The following is a 20,909-nucleotide window of genomic DNA, read 5'->3' as shown; positions in this document are numbered from 1 at the left end:
AAAAAAATCAATATAAGAAGTTGACTTAGCGATAGATTTTGTGCTATAATTAGAATAGATAATAGTGAGTAAAAATGAATGCACAAAGTCTAGCTATATAAATTTATCATAAATAATAAGTGATTTCAATAGAAAAAAGTCGATTCCCTATTTTAGGAATCGACTTTTTTATTTGTCCTCTCCCCTATGGTTATAAAAAATAAATTTTTGATAGAAGTCATTGCTTTGGATACGTAATAAGAGTAAGAAGCTTAGAATAGTCGATCAATACGATCGAGCTTGCTCTACAGGAACAACGAATCATTCATAACACAAAATAGCTAATCTTAAATAAAAGCCCGTCAGAGCATATCAATCTGACGGGTTTCCTATTGTGTAAAGTAGAGCCAAATTTCGATTTATAAGAAATAAGTATAGAACGCCTTTCTACCGTCAATTCTATAAACGAAGTAAACTAATGAAAGGAGCCTTATCATTCAATATGAAATTTAAACTGCCTTTCAACCAAAAACAATCATCTACGACAATGAACTGGGAAGCTCCTATAGAAAATGTCGAAAAAATTCCGCATTCCCAAGGTGACTTTATTCAATCGATAAAAGATATTACGAATAATCCAGATGATTTAATTATTCAATCTTTCCCACCTAATATCACGCTTATTTACATCGATAATTTAGTGGACGATCAGACATTAAACAATAATATTATAGCCAATGTACAAAATAAGCCAGACGACACACCCGAAACCCTGATGGCTGCCCTTTCCATTCCTGAAACTATGATAGCTAGTCTGCTCATAAAAGCGATAGAAGGAATTGTCAATGGGTCTGTTTTGATTCATATAGCAGATTATTCGCAAGTAATCATAGCCAATATCGCTAGTCGAGAGTCACGAGCTTTATCGACACCTGAAAATGAGTCACAAGTAATCGGCACACAGGTTGCCTTTAATGAAAGTCTATCTACAAATATTTCGTTAATTCGTCGTTACATAGTGAGCCCTGACCTTTGTAATGAAAAAATAAAAATTGGCAGACGCACAAATACGGCTGTGACCCTTTTATATATGAATGGTATTGCCTCTGATCAAATGGTCAATACTGTACGTCAGCGTCTTGCGAACCTCCGTGTAGATGCATTAATTGATAGTGCGGTTTTGACCGAAATGATTGATGATAATTCCTTGTCTGTTTTTCCGCAAATGCTGTTAACCGAAAGACCCGACCGATTTTGTGATGGTTTGTTGGATGGGAAGATCGGTATTGTTGTTGATGGTAGCTCGATGGCGATTATTTGCCCGCAATCCTTTACTGAATTTTTTCAAAGTCAGGAGGATCAAAACTTACGTTGGCAAATTGCAACCTTTGTGCGATTATTACGACTTGCCGCCTTCTTTTTATCAGTTTATTTAACGCCATTTTATGTGGCTGCCCTCACCTTTCATTATGAGGTGATTCCACAAGCCTTTTTAGTGCCGTTAAGTGAATCGAGGGCTTTAGTTCCTTTTCCGCCTATATTTGAGGCATTGCTGCTGGAAATTATTATTGAATTATTGAGAGAAGCAGGTGCAAGGCTGCCCACTAAAATTGGGCAAACAATCGGTATTGTTGGCGGTATCGTTATCGGTACAGCAGCGGTACAGGCAGGTATTACAAGTAATATTTTATTAATTATTATTGCTTTAAGTGCCTTGGCATCCTTTACCTCCCCAAGCTATATGATGGGGAACGTGATTCGACTTATTCGTTTTCCTATTATTATACTTGCAGGATTTTGGGGCTTTTATGGGATTATGCTTGCTGTCTGTTTTATACTCGTTCATCTTTTACGCCAGTCAAGCTTGGGCGCACCATATATGTCTCCCTTCTATCCTCCGAGATTAAAGGAAATGCGAGATAGTATTATCCGTATGCCGATTCCATTAACAGCCAAAAGACCTGCTTTAACAAGACCGAAAGATGACTACAAGTTCGACCCTGAACCGATCAAGCCGAAAAAAAAGTTGAACTGAAGGTGAAATAGATGAAAAAGCCTATACAGCTTAGCCCTAAAGAGATGGTCAATACTTATTTATTGTTTTTTGTGATGCACAGTGCTCAAATTGGGGTTGGTGTACAGGGGTTTCAACGTATTGTGTATCAGGATGCAAGACATGATGCATGGATTTCAGTTCTACTAGCGGGTATTGCCACACATATTGTAACCTTTTGTATGATTAAAACATTAGAAATATATGGCTCCAATGACCTTTATGGCATTCAACAGGATATTTTTGGTAAATGGCTTGGAAATATGTTAAATATCCTCTATGTGTTCTATTGCTTTGTAGCGTTTTTTTCCGTTTTACGCAATTATATTGAGGTTATTCAGGCATGGATTTTTCCTAATATTGGCGCATGGTTTTTAGCCATAACCTTATTAATCATTATTATCTATGCCTTTACGGGTGGGCTGCGTGTGATTGTAGGGGTTTCCTTCTTTAGTGTTGTCCTGTCTTTATGGATTATCCCTATGCTTGCTTTTCCATTAAAATTTTCATCTATAAACAGTCTGCTTCCTGTTTTAGAAACAGATTTTCTCGCTATTTTAAAAGGGGCAAAATCCATGACCTTTACGATTCTTGGCTTTGAGATATTAATGGTTATTTATCCTTTTTTAAATGATAAAAAGCATGTTCAAAAATATGCCCATTTAAGCTTACTAGCTACAACAGCTATTTATTTAGCTGTCATGCTCGTTTCGATTACCTATTATAGCAAAGAGGAAATCATCAAAACGGTATGGGCGACATTAACATTATTTAGCTTTATTAGCTTTCCTTTTATCGAGCGCTTTGAATTTATGGCAGTTTGCTTTTGGATGCTGATTATTTTGCCAAATCTTTGTCTTTATTTATGGGCTGCTTATCGTGGTACTATTCGCTTAGTCAATATTAGTCATACAAAATTTGCTTGGCTATTTGCCTTCTTTATTTTTCTTGCCACATTATTTATTCAAACACGTATACAAATCAATGCGATTAACAATCAACTGTCGAATATAGCGTTTTATGTTATCTTTGTCTACCCGATTGTGTTATGGATTATAGCTGCATTGAAAAAGAAGATCATCACAAAGAAGGAGCAAAAAAATGAACAAGCTTAAAAATGTTTATAGTCTTTTATTAGCATTGGTGCTTTTATACGGATGTGCACAGACCAACATTCTCGATAAAATAGGGCTGACAACATTAGTTGGCTATGATGTAGGCATAGAAAAAAAGATAGCTACAACAGCGGTCATTCGGGAGGTCAATCCAGAATTTCAAAGTAATGTAGAAGTGCTGACAACAGAAAATGATACAAGTAAGGGCAATCGAATGGAAGCCAATCAACAACTATCGAAAAAGGTTGTTGTTGGTCAAATGAGGGTTATTTTATTTGGTGAAGAATTGGCGAAAAAAGGTCTTCGTTATTATATTGATACGAATTTGGAAAATGCTAGTGTTAGCAATGGTATATATATGGCTATTGTGGAGGACAGAGTAGCTCCCCTACTAGAATATGAATACGAAAATATCGAGGATATTGGTCAGCATATCTATAGACTTATTGAACAAAACATTGAGCAGGAATATATGATTTCTGGTACATTGCACGAAGTGGCACGCGATTATTATTCCGTTGGTAAAGATGTAACAATGCCGATTATTAAAAGGGATAAGGAGCTTGTGAAATTAAATGGTGTAGCCTTGTTTAAAGATGGCAAAATGGTGAGTACACTGCCAGCCACAGACAGTTTTTATGTGAAAATTGTTAGAGATACATTTAAAGCTGGCTTATACGAAACGATATTACACCAAGAAGACCTCCCATCAAACTTACAAAAAGTAACATCTGATGACATGACAGTAGCCTTTGATGCAATCCATTCCAAAAGAAAAGTCACATTGGTGGATGCTACAAATCCAGAGTTTGATCTGAATGTGAAAATCAAAGCAAGAATATTAGAAACCTATCCAGATATTAATCAGGGAAATCCAAAAAGTGTTGCTGCCCTGGAAAAGGTCATTCAGCACAAATTAACGAAAGAATTGGCTAGGGTAATTACCCATAGTCAAAAGGTAGAGTCAGATATTTTTGGCTTTGGTGAGGAATATAGAAGCTCTATAAGGCATGCGCAACTGACAAGAGAAAAATGGCATGAAATGTATAAAGATATGAAAGTCAATATCCATGTTGATTTTGTTATTTTAAGAAATGGTGTATTTGAATAGATGGTGATTCAATAATGCCCTGTCATGACCGCTAAAAAGTGATGAAAAAATTGCTCATAATGAAGGTCAAAGGCAATACGATGCATTTTCGCACCGTTTTTTTCGTTTTCATAATGCCTTGTTTCAGCAATACTTTGCCCTCGTGCAGGTCCCTCCAGCTTATCAACAACCATTACAGGATAGGACTCGAAGATAAACATTTCAGGATGAATTGTTGCAATAAGTGTTGCGGCATCATGCACAGGACTACCTAATAAGGATGGATCACGCTCCTGATAAAACTTTGTATAGTAGTCCATTAAAGGCTTTAAAATTTTTGTTTTGCCAAAGGAATCAATGTAATTTACCATGCCGGGCGTGACAATCGCCTTTTGCGTTGCATTTAATGGAATAATTGTTACATTATTGGCATATGTCAGCACAATATTGACCGCAAATGGATCGCCATGAAAATTTGCTTCTGCAACAGTTGTCACATTGCCAGGAATCCAAAAAGCACCACCCATAATATAATATTCCTTGATATGCTTCATTAAATCGTTGTACAAAATAAACATAATTGCTAGTGAGGTTAGACGCCCAATATTCACAATGACTAGCTCATCTTTATAGCGCTTAATAATATTGACGATTTCTAAAAAATTTTCGATTTGTATATCATGGTCATCGGTTGGGATAATAGGTCCAAGTCCACGCTCGCCATGAATTTCTGGATAATAGATAGGCTGCTCTCCTGTTAATGGCACCTCTGCCCCTAAAATAACAGGAATATCTTGTGGAAAATCAAATAACTTCATGACATAATAAATATTGGCTACAGCATCATCTCTTGATACATTGCCGTAATCTGCCACTAGCCCTACAATTTCAATCTCTTGATTCAGCCATGCATAGATTAAGGCTACTGTATCATCAATACCAATATCTCCAAATAACAGCACCTTTTTTCCCAATAATATCCTCTCCTTTCCCTTATAGTACGATGAACACTTGTAAGACGATACACTTATATAAAGAAAAAACTCATTTGCCAGTGGTTATGGCAAATGAGTTTTGTTGTTAGCGATACTGCTCAAGGCAGTGATAAATCGCCATCATCTGTTGTTTATTTAACTCTCGAATACGGCTAAAAATAGGAATATTTGCGGCATCCTCTGTATATAAGCCCTCTGCTATTACATCACGCACAGCACCTGTTAGCCATGTCTGAACATCGATACCGTCAATGCTTTCCTGTAGCCCTTCCTCATTCATACCACTTGCCCCACAGCTCACACAAGGAATGGATAATTTCTGAACACCGTCATGCAAGCCGTCCTCTGCAATAACCTTTTTTCCTTTACAGAATGGACAAGGATGACTCGCTTTTACTTTATTTATTTGTGTGACGATTTTTTTATAGCCAAATGCTTCGTATACATATGTGAGCTTTTTATATTTGCCATTGGTGAAATATTGATCGATCATAGCCTCCCTTGTTTCGTAAATATTAGCAAAATCACAGATCGTCACAAGGTTTTTATGGCTAATCGTTTCAATATTATCTTTAATTGTAGCCCAGAATGGTAAGGCATTTTGCAGCACGATTTCATAGCCTACAAAGCTTGCTAGCTCCAATTCGAGCATTTTTAAGGATACCTGTGTTGCTCGCGGCAGCAAGGACACATCTTGCAGCAAGGACATTTCCCCGCCAACAATTGCCTTGAGCCTGTCAAGCACTGGAAGCTTGCCAACGATATTCATCACGTCATCAATTGGTAGCTGAATGATATCACGAATATCTGTATGACCAAACAGCAATTTCCTTTGATGGTTCAGCACAGTGCCATGACAGATTGGGCATGGCATCTTTTCTTTTGAATCTTTAATTTGCTGTTTAATAGCGGATTTGGAGATGACAATATAACGTCCAATAATAAAATTAAAGCCTTCCCACTTTTTCGATGATTTTGTGGCTTTATCATAAAACGGCTTGTCCCAATAGCCATATAAAAATGTATGCTTTTCATCCTCTGTCATATCATTGTAGCTTTTCGTTAAATCTTGACCAAGCTCACGTTTAATTTCCTCAAATAAAAAGGCTAATTTTGCATGCTGATAGTATTGTAGCACTTCCATAATATCAGGATGTAATAAGCCATCCCAAAAGGGTACGCCTTTATTTTGTATAACAATATCCATATCGAATTTTTCAATTTCTAGGCGACCTGAACAGCTCGGACAATGATTTTCTTGACGGAAAAAGTCAAAGCTTCGTGTATCTTTATTTGTTGGATGTGCAGCAACAATATGATTAATTAGCCCGCCCATTTCATACAGGAAGCTATACTGGCTATATAAATGTCTTTCAAGATCAATCTCCACAACAGGCGCAATTTTATTCGATTCATACTCTCCATAAATGAGGCGTGCCATAGATGATAGACTCTTTAAAATACCGCCCTTATAAATATTTTCAGCCTGTTTAAAGTAGCTGATAGGGTCATCTTCTCGGTAGACAATACCATTTTTTGCTGCTAATGTTGAGGCAATTTGCAATGGTGCAGCATGCTCTTTGTTATTGGATGGCTGGAAATAATCATGATGACTGACAACATCGAGCTGCTGCACTGGCTCCTGCTGTCTTTTACCGAAATCAACAATAAAATCAGAGCTTTCCAGCATATAGGCATTATGTTCAATCATCACGATGGAAATGGCTTCGTCCTGTAAAATAGTACGGATGCTATCAATAAATTGATTTAAAATATTTTGCGATAATCCTTTTGAAGGCTCGTCAAAAATAAAGAGTGTATGTGGATGCTTCGTATTGGCAAATAGCTCTGATACTAAGTGCACACATTGGAATTCCCCTGTTGAGAGGGATTGTGTTTTTCGTTCAAGCGTTAAATAGCCAAGCCCAAGCTTAATTAATAAGCTTAGACGCTTATGAGCTATATCTGCTGCTGGTAGCTCATCAATAATATCCTCAATGGAGCGCTGGAAAATATCCTCAATATCCTCGCTATATTTGGTAAGCTTCTTTTTAATATCTAAAAACGTTGCAACCGTGGAACGGCTTGTAATGGACTGGTTGCGGTCTTGTCCAACCATCACGAGCTTATCCTGTGGATAGCGCTTGCTAAAGTCCCTTGCCATACATTCATTGACAAGTGTTGATTTTCCACAGCCAGATTCACCCGTAAAGGTCACAAGACGGTTTTTTGGAATTTCGATATGATCAATTTCAATATTGCGGCAATATAAATCGTGAAATTGATAATAGGCTGTAGGAGCTGCCTCATTGCGCTTGCAGTAGATGGGCTGAGGTCTTGGTGATTGTTCAACAATTTTTCCACCGTATTTCCCACTGCCCGGCCCAAAGAATACAGGCTGGTCAGCCATATCCAGCACCGTATCGGAATGGTCAATTAGCCAAATTTGATTTTTAGTGCCTAATTGTTTAATTTGCTGTAAAATTTTTAGCAATGTATTGTGGTCAAGACCAACAGAAATTTCATCCACAATAATGACCGTATCTTCACTTGTTGCCATAAACTCTGCTAGGTAAAGTCTTGTTAATTCCCCACCTGATAATGTCCCCATAATGCGATTCAATGTTAGGTAGCCAATATTCATTTCCATAATATTGCGCAAAATATGCTGTTTCTCTTCGCTAATCTTTAATTCCCCTGCTAGTGCATAAATCGTTTCAACGCTTAATTCATGGATAGCTGAAATGTTGTGAGGCTGACCTTGCAATGTCATCTTGTATTGCTCTACCTCAGGATTGTAGCGCTTCCCTTCACACTTTTTGCATTGTATATTTTTCGTTGTGCCACGTCCTTTACAGGCAGGACACCAGCCAAGCGCATTATTAAAGGAAAAAACCTCTGGCGATAGCTGAAATTCCTCTGCCATGCGCTGACGAATTTCTTTAAAAACACCTGTATGTGTGCCAATTGTTGAACGGGGATTAGTGGAAATAGATGATTTCCCTAAAAATAGCACTAAGGGCATATCCTCCATTTGAATGGCACTAAAATTGGTTTCCATAACCTCTGGAAATAAATATTGATATTCAGCCTTTGGTAATAACGATACAAGACGTTTTTTTGATTCTTCTCCAATAGTTTGACAGAATGTTGTTTTCCCTGAGCCAGATAACCCAGTAATACCGAGCGATTGATTCTCTGGTAATGTCACATCTAGACGGTAAATATTGTTGGCGATTAGTTGGTTAATTTTCATTAGATGGTCCTTTCTGTTTGCAGAGATTTCAATGAAAATGGAAAGAACACAATTCTATAAAAGGAATTGCGTTCTTTATTAGAGGCTATCCCAGCACTTTTTGAAGCTGCTCACCCATTGTTAGCCAAGAATATTTAGCACCTTCAATTGCGCCTTGACGTGCTTTTGTTTCCTCGCTAAAGCCTGATTGGTCAAGACGTAGCTGGGTTGTACCATCTTCATTTTGTGTGAGTGTCCATGTAACGGTTGTTGTTTCACCAGCACTTGCCCAAGTATACGATATTTTATGAGGCTCATCAATTTCCAGCACCTCACAATGGACAATGCCATCCCACCATTCATTTGGCTCTGCGCGGAATTGGAACTTGTGTCCCACGACTGGCTGAAAATCATTGCTCCATATCCATTTTGCGAGCATATCTGAATCTGTTAAGGCATGCCATACTTGCTCGATAGAACTTGTAAATTGATAATCAACTGATACATCTGGTTTCATTTGTTTTCCTCCAATAAACGTTGTAATTGACCCATTCGTTGCTTCCAAAAACTTTCGTAAAATGCGACCCAATCCTGAACCTCCTGTAATGGAGCAGCATGTAAACGATATTTCGTTTCCCTGCCATCCTTTCGTGCAAGGACAAGACCAGCATCCTTTAAAATCGCCAAATGCTTGGATACAGCAGTGCGCCCCATTTGAAAGTGAGCGGTTAATTCATGAAGTGGTAATTCCTCTGCCTCTGCTAATAAACGCAATAATTGACGTCTTGTTGGGTCAGCAATGGCTACATAAACATCACGCTCTTGATTATTATGGCTCACAACCACCACCCTTTCTAATTGGACACTTAACGGTGTCCTGTCAATATAGCAAGAAAAAACGTTATAAAGAAAGTATGCCCCTTCTTTACAACGTTTTAATACTTATAATTGAGAAAACCATTCATCCTCAACAGGCTCTAGCCACTCTGTTTCACCAGGTGTCATCGCTAAATGCACAAACCAGCTATCCTTTGTTGCACCATGCCAATGCTTGATATTTGGCGGAATATTGACAACATCGCCTGTTGTTAAACGCTGGGCTGGCTTTCCTTCCTCTTGATACCAGCCTTCGCCACCTGTTACTAATAACACCTGCCCAGTATGATGAACATGCCAATTATTGCGTGCTCCTGGCGCAAAGGTTACATTGCCAATGGCTGTATTAAGCGGTGCTGCATCCGTAAACACCATTTGTAGATACGCATCTCCAATAAAGTTTGCTTCGACTTTTTGCCCTAATGGAAAAATTGTGCTATTGCGTAAATGTTCATTTGCCATTATCAGTCCCTGCCTTCTTCACAGTATATCTTAACCAAACACTACCATCCTCCTGTGCTTCAACAGCTTTTAAGGAAAATCCTACAGGTATAGCTGTTGATAAGCCCTCTCGTGTTTCAAACAATGAGGGAGCTGTTGCACAACCATCTGCCGTTGGTGCAATGACAATACTGATTTCATCACATAGCCCAGCTTGGATAAATGACCAATTCAACACACCACCACCGCCAAGCATCAGTGTATCCATCATAAATAATGTTTTAAGCTTTTGCATTACAATATCATAATCCAATGTTTCTTTGCCAGCGATAATATAGGAGATATTGTGTGTTCTTAATAGTGCTTTATACGCATTGCTTGCTTTTTCTGTCAACACTTCAATAATATGAGCCTTTGTATCTCGGTATTGTAATATATTGCTTGTCCAGCCCAGCTTGCCAGATGGGTCAATGGATACATAATATTTGTCTAAATCTGTGTCGACAATAAAATCTCCTGCTGGTACGGCTGGCGCAGTGTTATCTAAGTTCGGCGTTTGATAGTGGGTGAAATTATCATCTGTTGTGGTACGTCCAGATAGCCAGCCCTGATGCTTATAAAAAGGCTTTTCCCCAAATGCAATGTTATAAAACACGTTGCTACTTTCTTGCCCCTCAGGTGTATCCATATAGGAGCCGATAATTTTCCCGTCTAATGAAACAAGCATATGACAAAATAAATATGGTCTACTCATGATCCTCTCCTTTTACCCTACCTGTACGGTTGGGCGCACAATAATTTCATTGATACCAACCTCAGCAGGTTGCTCAATAGCAAATGCAATGGTTTTTGCAATATTTGTCGCATCAATCGCTACTTGATAAAATTCATCTAAGCCTGCGCGCATATCAGTATCTGAAGTTGTTGCTAATAATTCGCTGTTAACGGCTCTAGGCGAAATATTGGTAACACGAATATTTGTCCCACTCATCGCTTCTTCCTGACGCAAGCCTTCCGAAATCGCTCGCACGGCATGCTTTGTCGCACAATAAACAGTACCGCCCGGATAAATATGATGACCAACAACAGAAGAAAGGTTTATCACATGCCCTGATTGACGCTCACGCATTGTAGGAAGCACAGCAGCAATCGCATACAACACACCTTTTATATTGACATCAATCATTTGATCCCATTCGACAAGCTTTTGCTTATACAAAAATGCTTGTGGCATAATGCCTGCATTATTAACCAATACATCAATTTGTCCAAACTGCTCAAGTGTTAAAGGCAGCTACTGCCTCCATCTGTATAGGGGATGTCACATCTGCAACCTGATAAACTGCCTGTCCACCCTTTCTTGAATGTCTGCCTGCAATTTTGCAAGACGCTCCTGACGACGTGCAACGAGTACCAGCTTTGCGCCCTTAGCAGCAATCTCCTTGACAGTTGCCTCCCCAATTCCACTGGACGCGCCTGTCATTATCACAACTTTATCTTTTATCATAGCTTATTCCTCCATTCTATTAATTCACCTTGATGAATTAATACTCAACTGTGTATAATTTAAAAGAAATAGTAGCTATTCGCAATAATCAAATTGCTAGTATTAGAGCAATAGTGCACAAATAATTTGATATTGTGTAGAAAGTATGGTGTTTTCTAGTATGACAAAAATAGATCGCAGAATTATAAAATCTCAAAAAGCCATTAAAAATGCTTTTCTTGCATTAATGGCGGAAAAAGGCTTTGATGCTATTACTATACAAGAAATTTCCGATCGAGCAGATGTCAATAGAAGAACCTTTTATTTACATTATCTTGATAAATATGATTTACTGGATAAATTAACAGATGAGCATATAGAGGAATTACGTAAGCTTTGTACATTAGCTATGGATATGAATTATGTTGAGGCAGAGCTATTATGGTTTGAATACTTTGACCGTCATACATTATTTTTTACAACAATGCTAGATAGTAAAGGCGCACACTATTTTAGAAAAATATTTTTGGCGTTTGTAATAGAGGAATTAACAAAGGATATGGGGGATGAGCAGGAGATTACACTGCAATTTTTTGGGGCTGCCATTGTTGGCATTGTGGAATGGTGGTTTACCAATGGTAAGCCCTATCCACCACAAGTTATGGCAGAGCAAGTGGGCAATTTATTGGAAACAAATTTATAGCAGCATCAAACAATAACGCCATCTACATGACGTTATTGTTAGCTAATTCCAGCGGTAAAAAAGCATATTCACCATCTTTGTGGATGGGACATTGGCGAATAGTGATGGGCTGTTGAAAAAGTGGTCCATCAAGAACGGTTGTATGGAATTCCCCACCCTCTCCGCAAGGGTCAATCCCACGTGCTTCAAGCTCCTTTATATAATCATGGGTAAGCACACGTCCTAAATCCTCCTCTGTCATACCAAGTGATAAATTAACCGTCACCACCATTGTAACAAAGCCTAAATCAATAAATTCCTGCACAGCAGCACGATGGTCCATGTCCCATAATGGCATGGCAAGCTGTAAACCAGCCTGCTTTGTCACCTTATCATGCCAGCAATCATGAATAGGCATATCTAAGTCCCCTGTCACTAATACCTCTGCCCCTTGCTGCTTGGCATCTGCTAAAAGCTGGATAAATACACGCTCATAATCCGCCCAGCTCGCAGCAGCCGTATAAACAGGCAGTCCAATTGCCTGTGCTTGTGCCTGTATTAGTGCAGGGGGCATACCATGCGATCTGGAACGTTTACCTTCCTCCTCCAGCATCACAATCAAGCCCATTGCTTGCCCGACTTTTTTTGCTTTATATAATGCTAACACACTATCCTTGCCACCACTAAAGGAGGCAATAAATCGCTGACCTTGTGCATTGTTTTTCCAATTGACGGCTTGTGACATAATGATGTTCTCCTTTATGCTTGATAGATATCGCTTGTTTCCTGCTCGAAAAATTGCGTAAGCCTTGGATACTCGCTTAAAGCGATATTGGCTTGCTTTATTATTTTTTGCATAAAAATGGTATATCCAAAAAGCTTATTAATAATTAGTTTACAGTATAATGGCTGCTCGGTGAAGTAGTCTATAAGCTTATTCATCTCCTCAAAATGAAAAGCTAAAATATAATTTACATAATTTTGTAAGAGCATGTCAAAACAATGATTATGGTAAGGCATTGCAGACTGATGGCATAGAAAATCTTCAATAAGCATAAAGAAGACTATGCTATTGCCATGATACATCTGTAAAAAGGCATCGACATCATTAATAAGCTGTATGATGCACTCTATGCCCTGTGCTGCTGGCATTGTCAGCTTATTACGTTTGCCCTCTATTGTTTGCACAAGCGTTAGCGTAAGATTTTTGCAGGCATTTAGATGTGCAGGTGTTATAGCTAGTTGCTCACAATAATAATCATAGTAACAAGCAAAATAATGCGCTACTTGGATATTTGTTTTCGTATGTACAAGCGTATCGCCTTGCAATGCAAAGGAGGCAAGCGTTTCCTCATTTATAAAATTTAATATGTAGATAGTCATTATAAAGCAATTGCAAGTTTATCATAGGCATCCTCATTTCCAGTGAATCTGCCATTATTATAAGGAAAGTTTTACATTTACATAATTTTTATAAACAAGCCGATTTCTCAAAAGGAAATCGGCTTAGGTTCATTAATAGGCTTGGGCAAACCAAACTGTATGCTTGGCTTTATTGCCACAGCCAATACAGATTGCTTTGGTTGTTGGTGGGCTAAATGGAATATTGCGAGAGGTATATTTCGTTTGTTCTTTTACTTGTTCCTCACAGGCATCCTCACCACACCATCCAGCAAGCACCCAGCCTGGAATTGTGCTATTTTCTTTGGCTATGTCGATATGCTGCTGTAATTGTGCAAGTGTATCAATGGTTGTGTGGGCATTGGCTTCGCGGAATTGACGTGCTTTTTCTAGTAAGCGCGTTTGCATTGCTACTAGCTCCTGTTCAATGGCTGGAACAATAGCGGATAGCTCAATTGCTTGTTTCTCCACCTCATCGCGTGCCTTTAGCTGTGCTTGATGATTATCGAGATCACGAGGCCCTAATTCTACACGTAATGGTACGCCTTTGAGCTCCCACTCATTAAATTTAAAGCCCGGTGATTGGTCTGAATCATCAAGACGTACACGAATCCCCTTCGCCTTAAGCGTTGCAAAAATAGTATCGAGCTGCTCCATAATTTGCGGATTCTTTTTCCACGGTCCAACAGGAATTAATATAACCTGTGTTGGTGCAATGCGTGGTGGTAGGACAAGCCCCTGCTCATCACCATGCACCATAATGACAGAGCCAATTAAACGCGTAGAAGTGCCCCAAGAGGTTGTGTGTACATAGTCATGCTTATTTGCTTTTGTTAAATACTTGATATTAAAGGCTTCCGCAAATTTAGTGCCTAAATAATGCGAAGTACCTGCTTGCACAGCCTTACCATTTTTCATCATTGCCTCAATGGAATACGTATCAACAGCTCCTGCAAAGCGCTCGGACGGTGTTTTTTGTCCATCATAGACAGGAATGGCTAATACTTGCTCCACCACCTCTTTATAAATGTCCAGCATTTGCATGGTTTCCTGACGTGCCTCTGCCTCATCTACATGTGCCGTATGCCCCTCCTGCCATAGAAATTCAGATGTACGGATAAACGGCAAGGTTTTCTTTTCCCAGCGAAAGACATTTGCCCATTGATTAAGCAGCACAGGTAGGTCACGATAGCTTTTGATCCAATTCGAGTAAAGATGGCCAATCATTGTTTCAGAGGTTGGTCGAAGTGCTAGACGTTCCTCTAATGGTTCTCCTGCTGCCTCCGTCACCCATGGCAGCTCAGGTGAGAACCCTTCGATATGATCCTTTTCCTTTTGGAAGAAGGATTCAGGGATAAGCATTGGGAAATAGGCATTGCGATGTCCAGTTTCTTTAAAGCGACGATCCATTTCCTCCTGAATATGCTCCCAAATTTCATAGCCATCTGGCTTAAAGGCAATACAGCCACGAACAGGCGTATAATCCATTAAATCTGCCTTTTGAATGGTTTCAATATACCATTTCGAAAAATCCTCTAGCTGCTTTGACATATGCATTCCTCCCTAACAGTAAAATCAAAAAAAGCACAAAGCTGTCCTTGTTAAAAGGACGTCCTTGTGCTAGATAGACGTGGTACCACCTTGATTTAGCTTTAAGCAAAACTTAAAGCCCTCTCACGTTTGATAATGAAAACGACTCGGTTATGTTTGCATAACATCTCCGTGGTAGGTGTTCAGCGAAGAAGCGGTGATATAGCTTTCAGCAATTGCTATATTTTCTGTTTCACAATTCTTCCTTACTTGGCCACATCATCAATTATATTTGATCTAACTTTAGCAAAACAGCTCTCCGATAGCAATTAAAAACTAGATTGTTTAATTAAATTGGTAAAATCCTCTACAGATAACGGCTTGCTGAAATAATAGCCTTGTACATACTCACAGCCATGCTCACGTAACACCTTTAATTCTGCCTCCTCCTCAACACCTTCAGCAACAACTTGCAAGTTTAAGGCATGGGCTAGGGAAATCATCGCTGAAATCATGGCAATTCCTGATTTTTCAGGCACTATATCCCGTACAAAGGCACGGTCGATTTTCAGTACGTCGACAGGGAATTTTTTTAAATAATTTAAGGAGGAATAGCCTGTGCCAAAATCATCTAATGAAATCGTAATACCGAGTGCTCGTAATTGCCTAATGGTATCAATAAGCTCCTCTGTATAATCAAGCATGCTCATCTCTGTAATTTCAATTTCCAATAAATGCGGGTCAAACCCTGTTTCTGCAACAATTTCACGCACCATATTCACAAAGCCCGGTGTACTAATATGAATCGGTGAAATATTAACAGCAACACGTAAGCTTAAGCTATATTCCTGATTCCAAAGACGCGCTTGCGCACATGCCTTGCGTAGCACCCATATACCAATATCATTAATAAGTCCGCATTCCTCTGCAAATGGAATAAAGCGATCTGGTGGGACATGACCTAATTCTGCATCATGCCAGCGCAGCAATGCCTCCATCCCAACAACTGTATCTGTTTTTAAATCAATTTTAGGCTGGTAATGCAGCGCTAAGGCATCATTTTTTAAAGCCTGATGTAATTTTGTTTCTAATAAAAGCCATTTATCGTTCGCTTCATCCATATTATCGCGGTATAAGCGATATTGGTTGCCGCGTGTAGATTTTGCGGCATACATCGCAATATCAGCGTTCTTTAATAATTCCTCGATGGAGCCTGCATGATCAGGGAATATACTAATTCCGATACTAATGCTTGCATAAAACTCATAGTTATCAATGATAAAGCTTTCATTAAATGCATTAATAATTTCCTTTGCCATTTCATCAATACGATTGACATCATTTAAAATCATTACAAATTCATCACTATTATGGCGATAGAATGACTTCGATGTGTAATCAATATTGCGCAGACGATTTGCCATCTCTACTAAAAACATATCGCCAATAATATGACCAAGCCCGTCGTTAATGTGTTTGAAACGATTCACATCAATGAAAAACAACGCAAACCTCTCTCCTGTACGTCGAGATTGATGGAATTCATTTTCTAAACGCTGTTCTAATTTACGACGATTTGGTAGTCCTGTTAACTCATCGTGATAGGCAATATGCGTAATTTTTTTTATATCCTTTTGTGCTGTAATATCTACACGTATCGCAATATATTGATACGGCTTCCCTTTTTCATCAAGAAATGGGAAAATAGTTGTTTTTACCCAATAAAGGCTCCCGTCTTTTGCACGATTACACACCTCGCCATTCCACATATCGCCTCTCCCGATAGTTCTCCACATCTCTTTAAAGAAAGATTTAGGATGATAGCCCGAGTTCAGTAAACGGTGATCCTGCCCTAATAATTCTTCACGTGAATATTTTGAAATTTTACAAAAATGGTCATTCACAAATGTAATTTTTCCTGTACGATCTGTAATAGCTACAATAATGGAACTATTCATGGCAGAAAAGATATCCTGTAATTCTTTTAGACTATAATTGTGTTGATTCATACTACTAGGCGTGATATTCATCATTTTCATTCTCCGTTCATTAAAATATGAAGGGTTTGGTACTTTTGCTTTATCTTACAGCGAGGTATAAAGTTGTGGTATAGCGCCCCTTTTTTATGTAACTATATTATAGTCTTAGAAAAGCAGTTAATTCAACCCAAATATCAAAAACATTCAACGTTATTTTTTCTGTATTTTTACAAAAAATATAGAAAATAGTTGCTTGAAATCCTATAAATTTATGATAATTAAATTACTTTTATACTATAACAGCTAATTGCTTTTGTATGAGAAACAGTAAAAAAATGCCTTACTATACGCAATAAGCAGTAAGACATTTTATAGGCTAAGAAACCTCATATTCAATTGAGCCTCCTGATACTTTGGCATAATGGTTATAGGCATCCAACTGCTCCTGCGATAAATTTAAAATATAGTAGTGAAAATTAATTGGCTCTAAGCCATGTTTTTCACAAGCTTGTCGATAATATTCATAGCCTTCTCGATAATCTGTCATCATCATAACTTCCTTTCAGTTGTGCATGTCTATAAAATTGCAGAAGCCCAGTCCATGTTATGCTATATGGCTGGGCTTTTATAAAATATTCACATCGGCTTCCGTCATAATCACGTCCTTTTAAATCCCTAATTGTTTTGCTTGCATATTATAGGCAGATAGTTGTTGCTGCGATAGCTGTAATACATAATAGCGGAAAGAAATTGGCTCTAATCCATAACGCTCACACATTTCACAATAAAACTCATAACCATCACGATACTTTGACATATAAATTCCTCCTTGGATAAATCTGTTTTATAACAGTTGTTATTATTTTTATTTAATATATAACAGATTGTTTTATCCGTCAAGTATTCTTTTTAAAAAAATAACAGGGAATTTAGCCCTTTGCGATAGCGCTAAATTCCCTGCTGTTTAATTCACATCAATTTTCACGGCATCTAATTCAACTGGTATATTTGCATGGAGTGCATTGAAATTGACCCTTAAAACATAGTTATCTGTACTAAAATTATGCACTGTCCCAATATTAAATGTACTGCTAAAGCGTAAGTTATCTTTATCTATTGCTTTCGTTGTATGTTTAATCGACTTCTTGTACACTTCTTTTTCAGATTCTTCAACAAGTTCGATATTGTTTCGAGCAAAGTTTTCAAACAGTATAAAATCTTTATGTTCACTATTGAAGTAGAAATCAATCGTCAATTGCTTGTCCTTTAATGTTATCTTTTCTACTGTTACACCTAGCTTTTGCCGAGCAGAGTCAATATGAATTGGCGTTGGTTGTTCCAATGTGGTAAACTGATCCTTTTCATAGACAGCTACTTTTGGAGAGATTGTTAAATGGCTTGTTGTTTCTGCTAGTGGCTGTGATATGATCGTTCTTCCTTTAATGGTTATAGAATGCTGATCCTTAGACGTTTCTAAATCAATACCATCTGCCAATAATGGTAGCTGCTTTCCTTTATCATCAAAAATTTCTAACCTTACTTGGTCATGCTTTCCTTCACGGGGAAAAGTAGCTGTATAGTTAATTGCGGTTGATGCTTGTCCTTGCATAATGGTATCAAACAGCACGCTTATACCTGCATCTATGGCGCTGCTTTTTTGCTGAAGCTGAATGGTTGTATAAGGCAATTGCTGAATCGGCACATCAAACTTCCAAACACCTTCTTTTGTGCCGATACGCTTAAATTCAAGCGGAAAAGTCGTGTTAGATGGCAGCTCCGTTTTTGGATAATATAATTGGATATGACCTGCATATCCATCCTCTGTAGGGTCTAAATAGACGAGTTCTTTACTATCTGCTATCTCTTTCTTCCCATCAAATAGTTCATAGAAGCCTAGCAATCTACCATCAGCTTCTGTTTGAACATCACCAGTTATATAAAAAGTAGCGCCAATCACTGCACCATCATAATAGGTACTTTTGATCGTAATATCAATGCCTTGATTGCTGGCTGTTTCATTTAACTGGGTGATTAATTGCTGTGATGCTAAATTTCTACCGATGAAATCATTCATATTTTCATATACCTTACCGATAAAAGGTACTTCAGCCATTACGTATGATATAGACGGAGAGATAAAGCTTGCTGTTATAAAAAGTAATGCTGATGCTAATAGTAAATAAGGTTTTAAACGTTTTTTACGATTTTTTATACTTCTTGTAGCCGTTGCTCGGTTAATACCAATCTGTATAGCCTGTAAAACCTCATCCTGCGGTACTTCAATCTTTTCATATTCTACTTGAAACGGTTTCTTCTCCATTGTAACCATTCCCCCTTAGTAGTTTTTTTAACTGTCCCTTGCCGCGATAAAGATATGTTTTCACTGTATTTTCAGGGATATTCATTATTTTGGCTACTTCACTAATCGGCAAATCATGAAAATAAAATAGAATAATAGCATCTCGATAAGGAGCTTTTAATTGGTGGATCATCTTCACTAAATCTAAGCGGCTCTCTCTTTTTTCTAATTTCTCAGATGAAGGCTCTATTATTTTTTCAATGGGTATTTCTCGTTTCTTCTTTTTTATGACATCAAAAGCACAATGCATTAAAATTTTTGTGAGCCATGTTAAGAAAAATTCCTCATTTCTTAACTGACCTATTGCTAAAAGCCCCTTATAAGCGACTTCTTGTACAATATCTAATGCATCTTCGCGATTTCCTACATATAAAAAGGCAGTACGATACAATTGATTGCTATGTATAACGAGAAGCTTTTCAAATGCTTCTTTATTGCCCTTTACTGCCTTTTTTACTAGTTTTCTTTCGTTCATGCCTCAACCTCCTTTCGTTCATTAGAGATGGTACTCCGCCAAAAAGTTTCAATTTTTTTATTAGGAAAGAATTTTAGGGTCATAGGCTAAAAATCAAGCCTATGACCCCGTTTTTCTTCTTATTTTTTATGAACAATATTAAATGGATTGTTGTTGAGTACCTGTTGAAGCTGTTCATCCTCGATATGGGTGTAGATTTGGGTTGTTGCGACACTGGAATGCCCTAAAATATGCTGTAGGCTTCGAATATCAGCGCCTGCCTTGTACATCATTGTGGCGGATGTATGGCGCAGCTTATGCGGTGTTAGTCGTTCCTTTTGTAAGCCTGATTGCTGATTAATGCGTTTCACAATTCTGGCAACGGTTTGGCGCGTAAGTCGTGTGCCCTTTTGTGATACAAAAAGCGGCTCCTCGCCCTCTCCCTTATAGGGTGTTTTACCACTGTTTTCATAGTTCTCTAATGCCTGTATACAGCTATCATTCAAATAAACAGTGCGCTCCTTATTGCCCTTTCCAACGATCGTTAAATAGCGCCCTTGAATGGAGGATTTATTGAGCTGGCAAAGCTCTGTAACACGGATTCCTAAATTCAAGAAAAACATCATAATACAGTAATTGCGTGGAGATGCCTGTAGACCATCCATAAATAGCGTCGCTTCCTGCATATTTAGATAGATGGGTCTTTTGCGTCCAATTTTCGGTGTTTCTAGTTCATCTGCTGGATTTTCCTCAATTAGCCGACGCTTCCCCTTTATGTATTTAAAGAAGGATTTTAAGGTTGCGACTTTACGCGCTCTTGCCGCAGCCGAATTGCCACGTTGTACCTCACAATATTCCATAAATAAGTATAAATCCTCTAATGTAATCTCACGAATATCATCAATGGAAATGCTAGCAATATCAATGGCTGCTAAATTATCAGTAGCTACATCCTCCTGCACAGCCTTGTGGAAGCGGAAAAATAATAGTAAATCATATTCATATTCCTTTCTTGTGCGCTGGGATTTGCCTTTAATTGTCGTTAAATAAACAAGAAAATCCTTTATGATTTTTGGTAGTTTTGTTTTTTGCATCAAATCACCTCTAATTGCTCTCTATTTTACCACAAAAAACGTTCCCAAATTGTATATCAAAGTAATCATTATTTATTAGTGATATACTTTTATGAATGTAATCACCGCTAAAGAAACTCGTTAACAGATATGTTTATTCA

At 38.1% G+C, this 20,909-nt stretch carries 19 protein-coding genes and 1 pseudogene; 4 read left to right on the top strand and 16 right to left on the bottom strand.

The window, feature by feature from the left end; translation table 11 throughout:
• Positions 1-481 precede the first annotated feature (481 nt).
• Genes ACIQVU_RS00180 through ACIQVU_RS00170 form a run of 3 tightly spaced genes read left to right on the top strand, consistent with a single transcriptional unit; the run spans position 482 to position 4,258 of the window.
• On the top strand, positions 482-2,014 hold the full coding sequence (locus ACIQVU_RS00180) for a spore germination protein (protein ID WP_402893080.1): 1,533 nt from the start codon (positions 482-484) through the stop codon (positions 2,012-2,014).
• An 11-nt stretch (positions 2,015-2,025) separates the two neighbouring features.
• Positions 2,026-3,147, top strand: a complete 1,122-nt coding sequence (locus tag ACIQVU_RS00175) for a GerAB/ArcD/ProY family transporter (protein ID WP_340805881.1) — start codon at positions 2,026-2,028, stop codon at positions 3,145-3,147.
• Positions 3,134-4,258: a Ger(x)C family spore germination protein gene (locus tag ACIQVU_RS00170; protein ID WP_340805879.1), complete on the top strand. Its 1,125-nt coding sequence runs from the start codon at positions 3,134-3,136 to the stop codon at positions 4,256-4,258. Before ACIQVU_RS00175 ends, ACIQVU_RS00170 begins: the two co-directional genes overlap by 14 nt.
• 8 nt (positions 4,259-4,266) lie before the next feature.
• Here the strand turns inward: ACIQVU_RS00170 and ACIQVU_RS00165 are convergent, their stop codons facing one another.
• The 7 genes and pseudogenes from ACIQVU_RS00165 to ACIQVU_RS00135 all read right to left on the bottom strand — a co-directional run bounded on the left by ACIQVU_RS00165 (position 4,267) and on the right by ACIQVU_RS00135 (position 11,267).
• A complete protein-coding gene (locus ACIQVU_RS00165; RefSeq protein WP_340805877.1) occupies positions 4,267-5,211 on the bottom strand; it encodes a nucleoside hydrolase in 945 nt (314 codons plus the stop codon).
• Positions 5,212-5,317: 106 nt separating this feature from the next.
• A complete protein-coding gene (locus ACIQVU_RS00160) occupies positions 5,318-8,488 on the bottom strand; it encodes an ATP-binding cassette domain-containing protein (protein ID WP_402893074.1) in 3,171 nt (1,056 codons plus the stop codon).
• A gap of 85 nt (positions 8,489-8,573) precedes the next feature.
• Complete coding sequence (locus ACIQVU_RS00155; RefSeq protein WP_340805874.1) at positions 8,574-8,984, bottom strand: SRPBCC family protein; 411 nt, start codon at positions 8,982-8,984, stop codon at positions 8,574-8,576.
• Positions 8,981-9,307 carry an ArsR/SmtB family transcription factor gene (locus ACIQVU_RS00150; protein WP_340805872.1) on the bottom strand — a complete coding sequence of 109 codons (327 nt, stop codon included), beginning with the start codon at positions 9,305-9,307 and terminating at the stop codon, positions 8,981-8,983. Before ACIQVU_RS00150 ends, ACIQVU_RS00155 begins: the two co-directional genes overlap by 4 nt.
• 102 nt (positions 9,308-9,409) lie before the next feature.
• Complete coding sequence (locus ACIQVU_RS00145) at positions 9,410-9,805, bottom strand: cupin domain-containing protein (RefSeq protein ID WP_340805870.1); 396 nt, start codon at positions 9,803-9,805, stop codon at positions 9,410-9,412.
• A complete protein-coding gene (locus tag ACIQVU_RS00140) occupies positions 9,795-10,538 on the bottom strand; it encodes a dihydrofolate reductase family protein (protein WP_340805868.1) in 744 nt (247 codons plus the stop codon). Before ACIQVU_RS00140 ends, ACIQVU_RS00145 begins: the two co-directional genes overlap by 11 nt.
• 12 nt (positions 10,539-10,550) lie before the next feature.
• Positions 10,551-11,267 (bottom strand): annotated as a pseudogene (locus ACIQVU_RS00135) (SDR family oxidoreductase).
• A gap of 184 nt (positions 11,268-11,451) precedes the next feature.
• Between ACIQVU_RS00135 and ACIQVU_RS00130 the strand changes: the two are divergent.
• On the top strand, positions 11,452-11,973 hold the full coding sequence (locus ACIQVU_RS00130; protein ID WP_402893069.1) for a TetR/AcrR family transcriptional regulator: 522 nt from the start codon (positions 11,452-11,454) through the stop codon (positions 11,971-11,973).
• A gap of 22 nt (positions 11,974-11,995) precedes the next feature.
• On the opposite strand, the gene ACIQVU_RS00125 is transcribed toward ACIQVU_RS00130, so the two are convergent.
• The 9 genes from ACIQVU_RS00125 to ACIQVU_RS00085 all read right to left on the bottom strand — a co-directional run bounded on the left by ACIQVU_RS00125 (position 11,996) and on the right by ACIQVU_RS00085 (position 20,769).
• Entirely contained in the window at positions 11,996-12,697 is a 702-nt protein-coding gene (locus tag ACIQVU_RS00125) for a Dph6-related ATP pyrophosphatase (protein WP_340805866.1), read from the bottom strand.
• Between the two features lie 14 nt (positions 12,698-12,711).
• The gene (locus ACIQVU_RS00120) at positions 12,712-13,335 is read right to left on the bottom strand and encodes a hypothetical protein (RefSeq protein WP_340805864.1); all 624 of its coding nucleotides are present in this window, start codon (positions 13,333-13,335) and stop codon (positions 12,712-12,714) included.
• Positions 13,336-13,467: 132 nt separating this feature from the next.
• The gene (gene proS / locus ACIQVU_RS00115) at positions 13,468-14,904 is read right to left on the bottom strand and encodes a proline--tRNA ligase (RefSeq protein ID WP_340805862.1); all 1,437 of its coding nucleotides are present in this window, start codon (positions 14,902-14,904) and stop codon (positions 13,468-13,470) included.
• A 308-nt stretch (positions 14,905-15,212) separates the two neighbouring features.
• Positions 15,213-16,916, bottom strand: a complete 1,704-nt coding sequence (locus ACIQVU_RS00110) for a putative bifunctional diguanylate cyclase/phosphodiesterase (protein WP_402893064.1) — start codon at positions 16,914-16,916, stop codon at positions 15,213-15,215.
• A gap of 322 nt (positions 16,917-17,238) precedes the next feature.
• A complete protein-coding gene (locus tag ACIQVU_RS00105; protein ID WP_340805859.1) occupies positions 17,239-17,409 on the bottom strand; it encodes a transcriptional regulator in 171 nt (56 codons plus the stop codon).
• 120 nt (positions 17,410-17,529) lie between these two features.
• A complete protein-coding gene (locus tag ACIQVU_RS00100) occupies positions 17,530-17,679 on the bottom strand; it encodes a hypothetical protein (protein ID WP_004230023.1) in 150 nt (49 codons plus the stop codon).
• Between the two features lie 147 nt (positions 17,680-17,826).
• Positions 17,827-19,182, bottom strand: a complete 1,356-nt coding sequence (locus ACIQVU_RS00095; protein WP_340805848.1) for a DUF4179 domain-containing protein — start codon at positions 19,180-19,182, stop codon at positions 17,827-17,829.
• Positions 19,151-19,696 (bottom strand): sigma-70 family RNA polymerase sigma factor, encoded by a 546-nt coding sequence (locus ACIQVU_RS00090; RefSeq protein WP_340805846.1) that lies wholly within the window; start codon positions 19,694-19,696, stop codon positions 19,151-19,153. The genes ACIQVU_RS00095 and ACIQVU_RS00090 overlap by 32 nt, the downstream gene beginning before the upstream one ends.
• Positions 19,697-19,815: 119 nt before the next feature.
• Positions 19,816-20,769: a tyrosine recombinase XerC gene (locus ACIQVU_RS00085; protein WP_402893060.1), complete on the bottom strand. Its 954-nt coding sequence runs from the start codon at positions 20,767-20,769 to the stop codon at positions 19,816-19,818.
• Between the last annotated feature and the right edge of the window lie 140 nt (positions 20,770-20,909).

Origin of the sequence: Lysinibacillus sp. NPDC098008 (genome assembly GCF_044760715.1) — a bacterium.
Taxonomy (GTDB): Bacteria; Bacillota; Bacilli; order Bacillales_A; family Planococcaceae; genus Lysinibacillus.
This window is presented reverse-complemented; position numbering and strand designations above follow the sequence as displayed.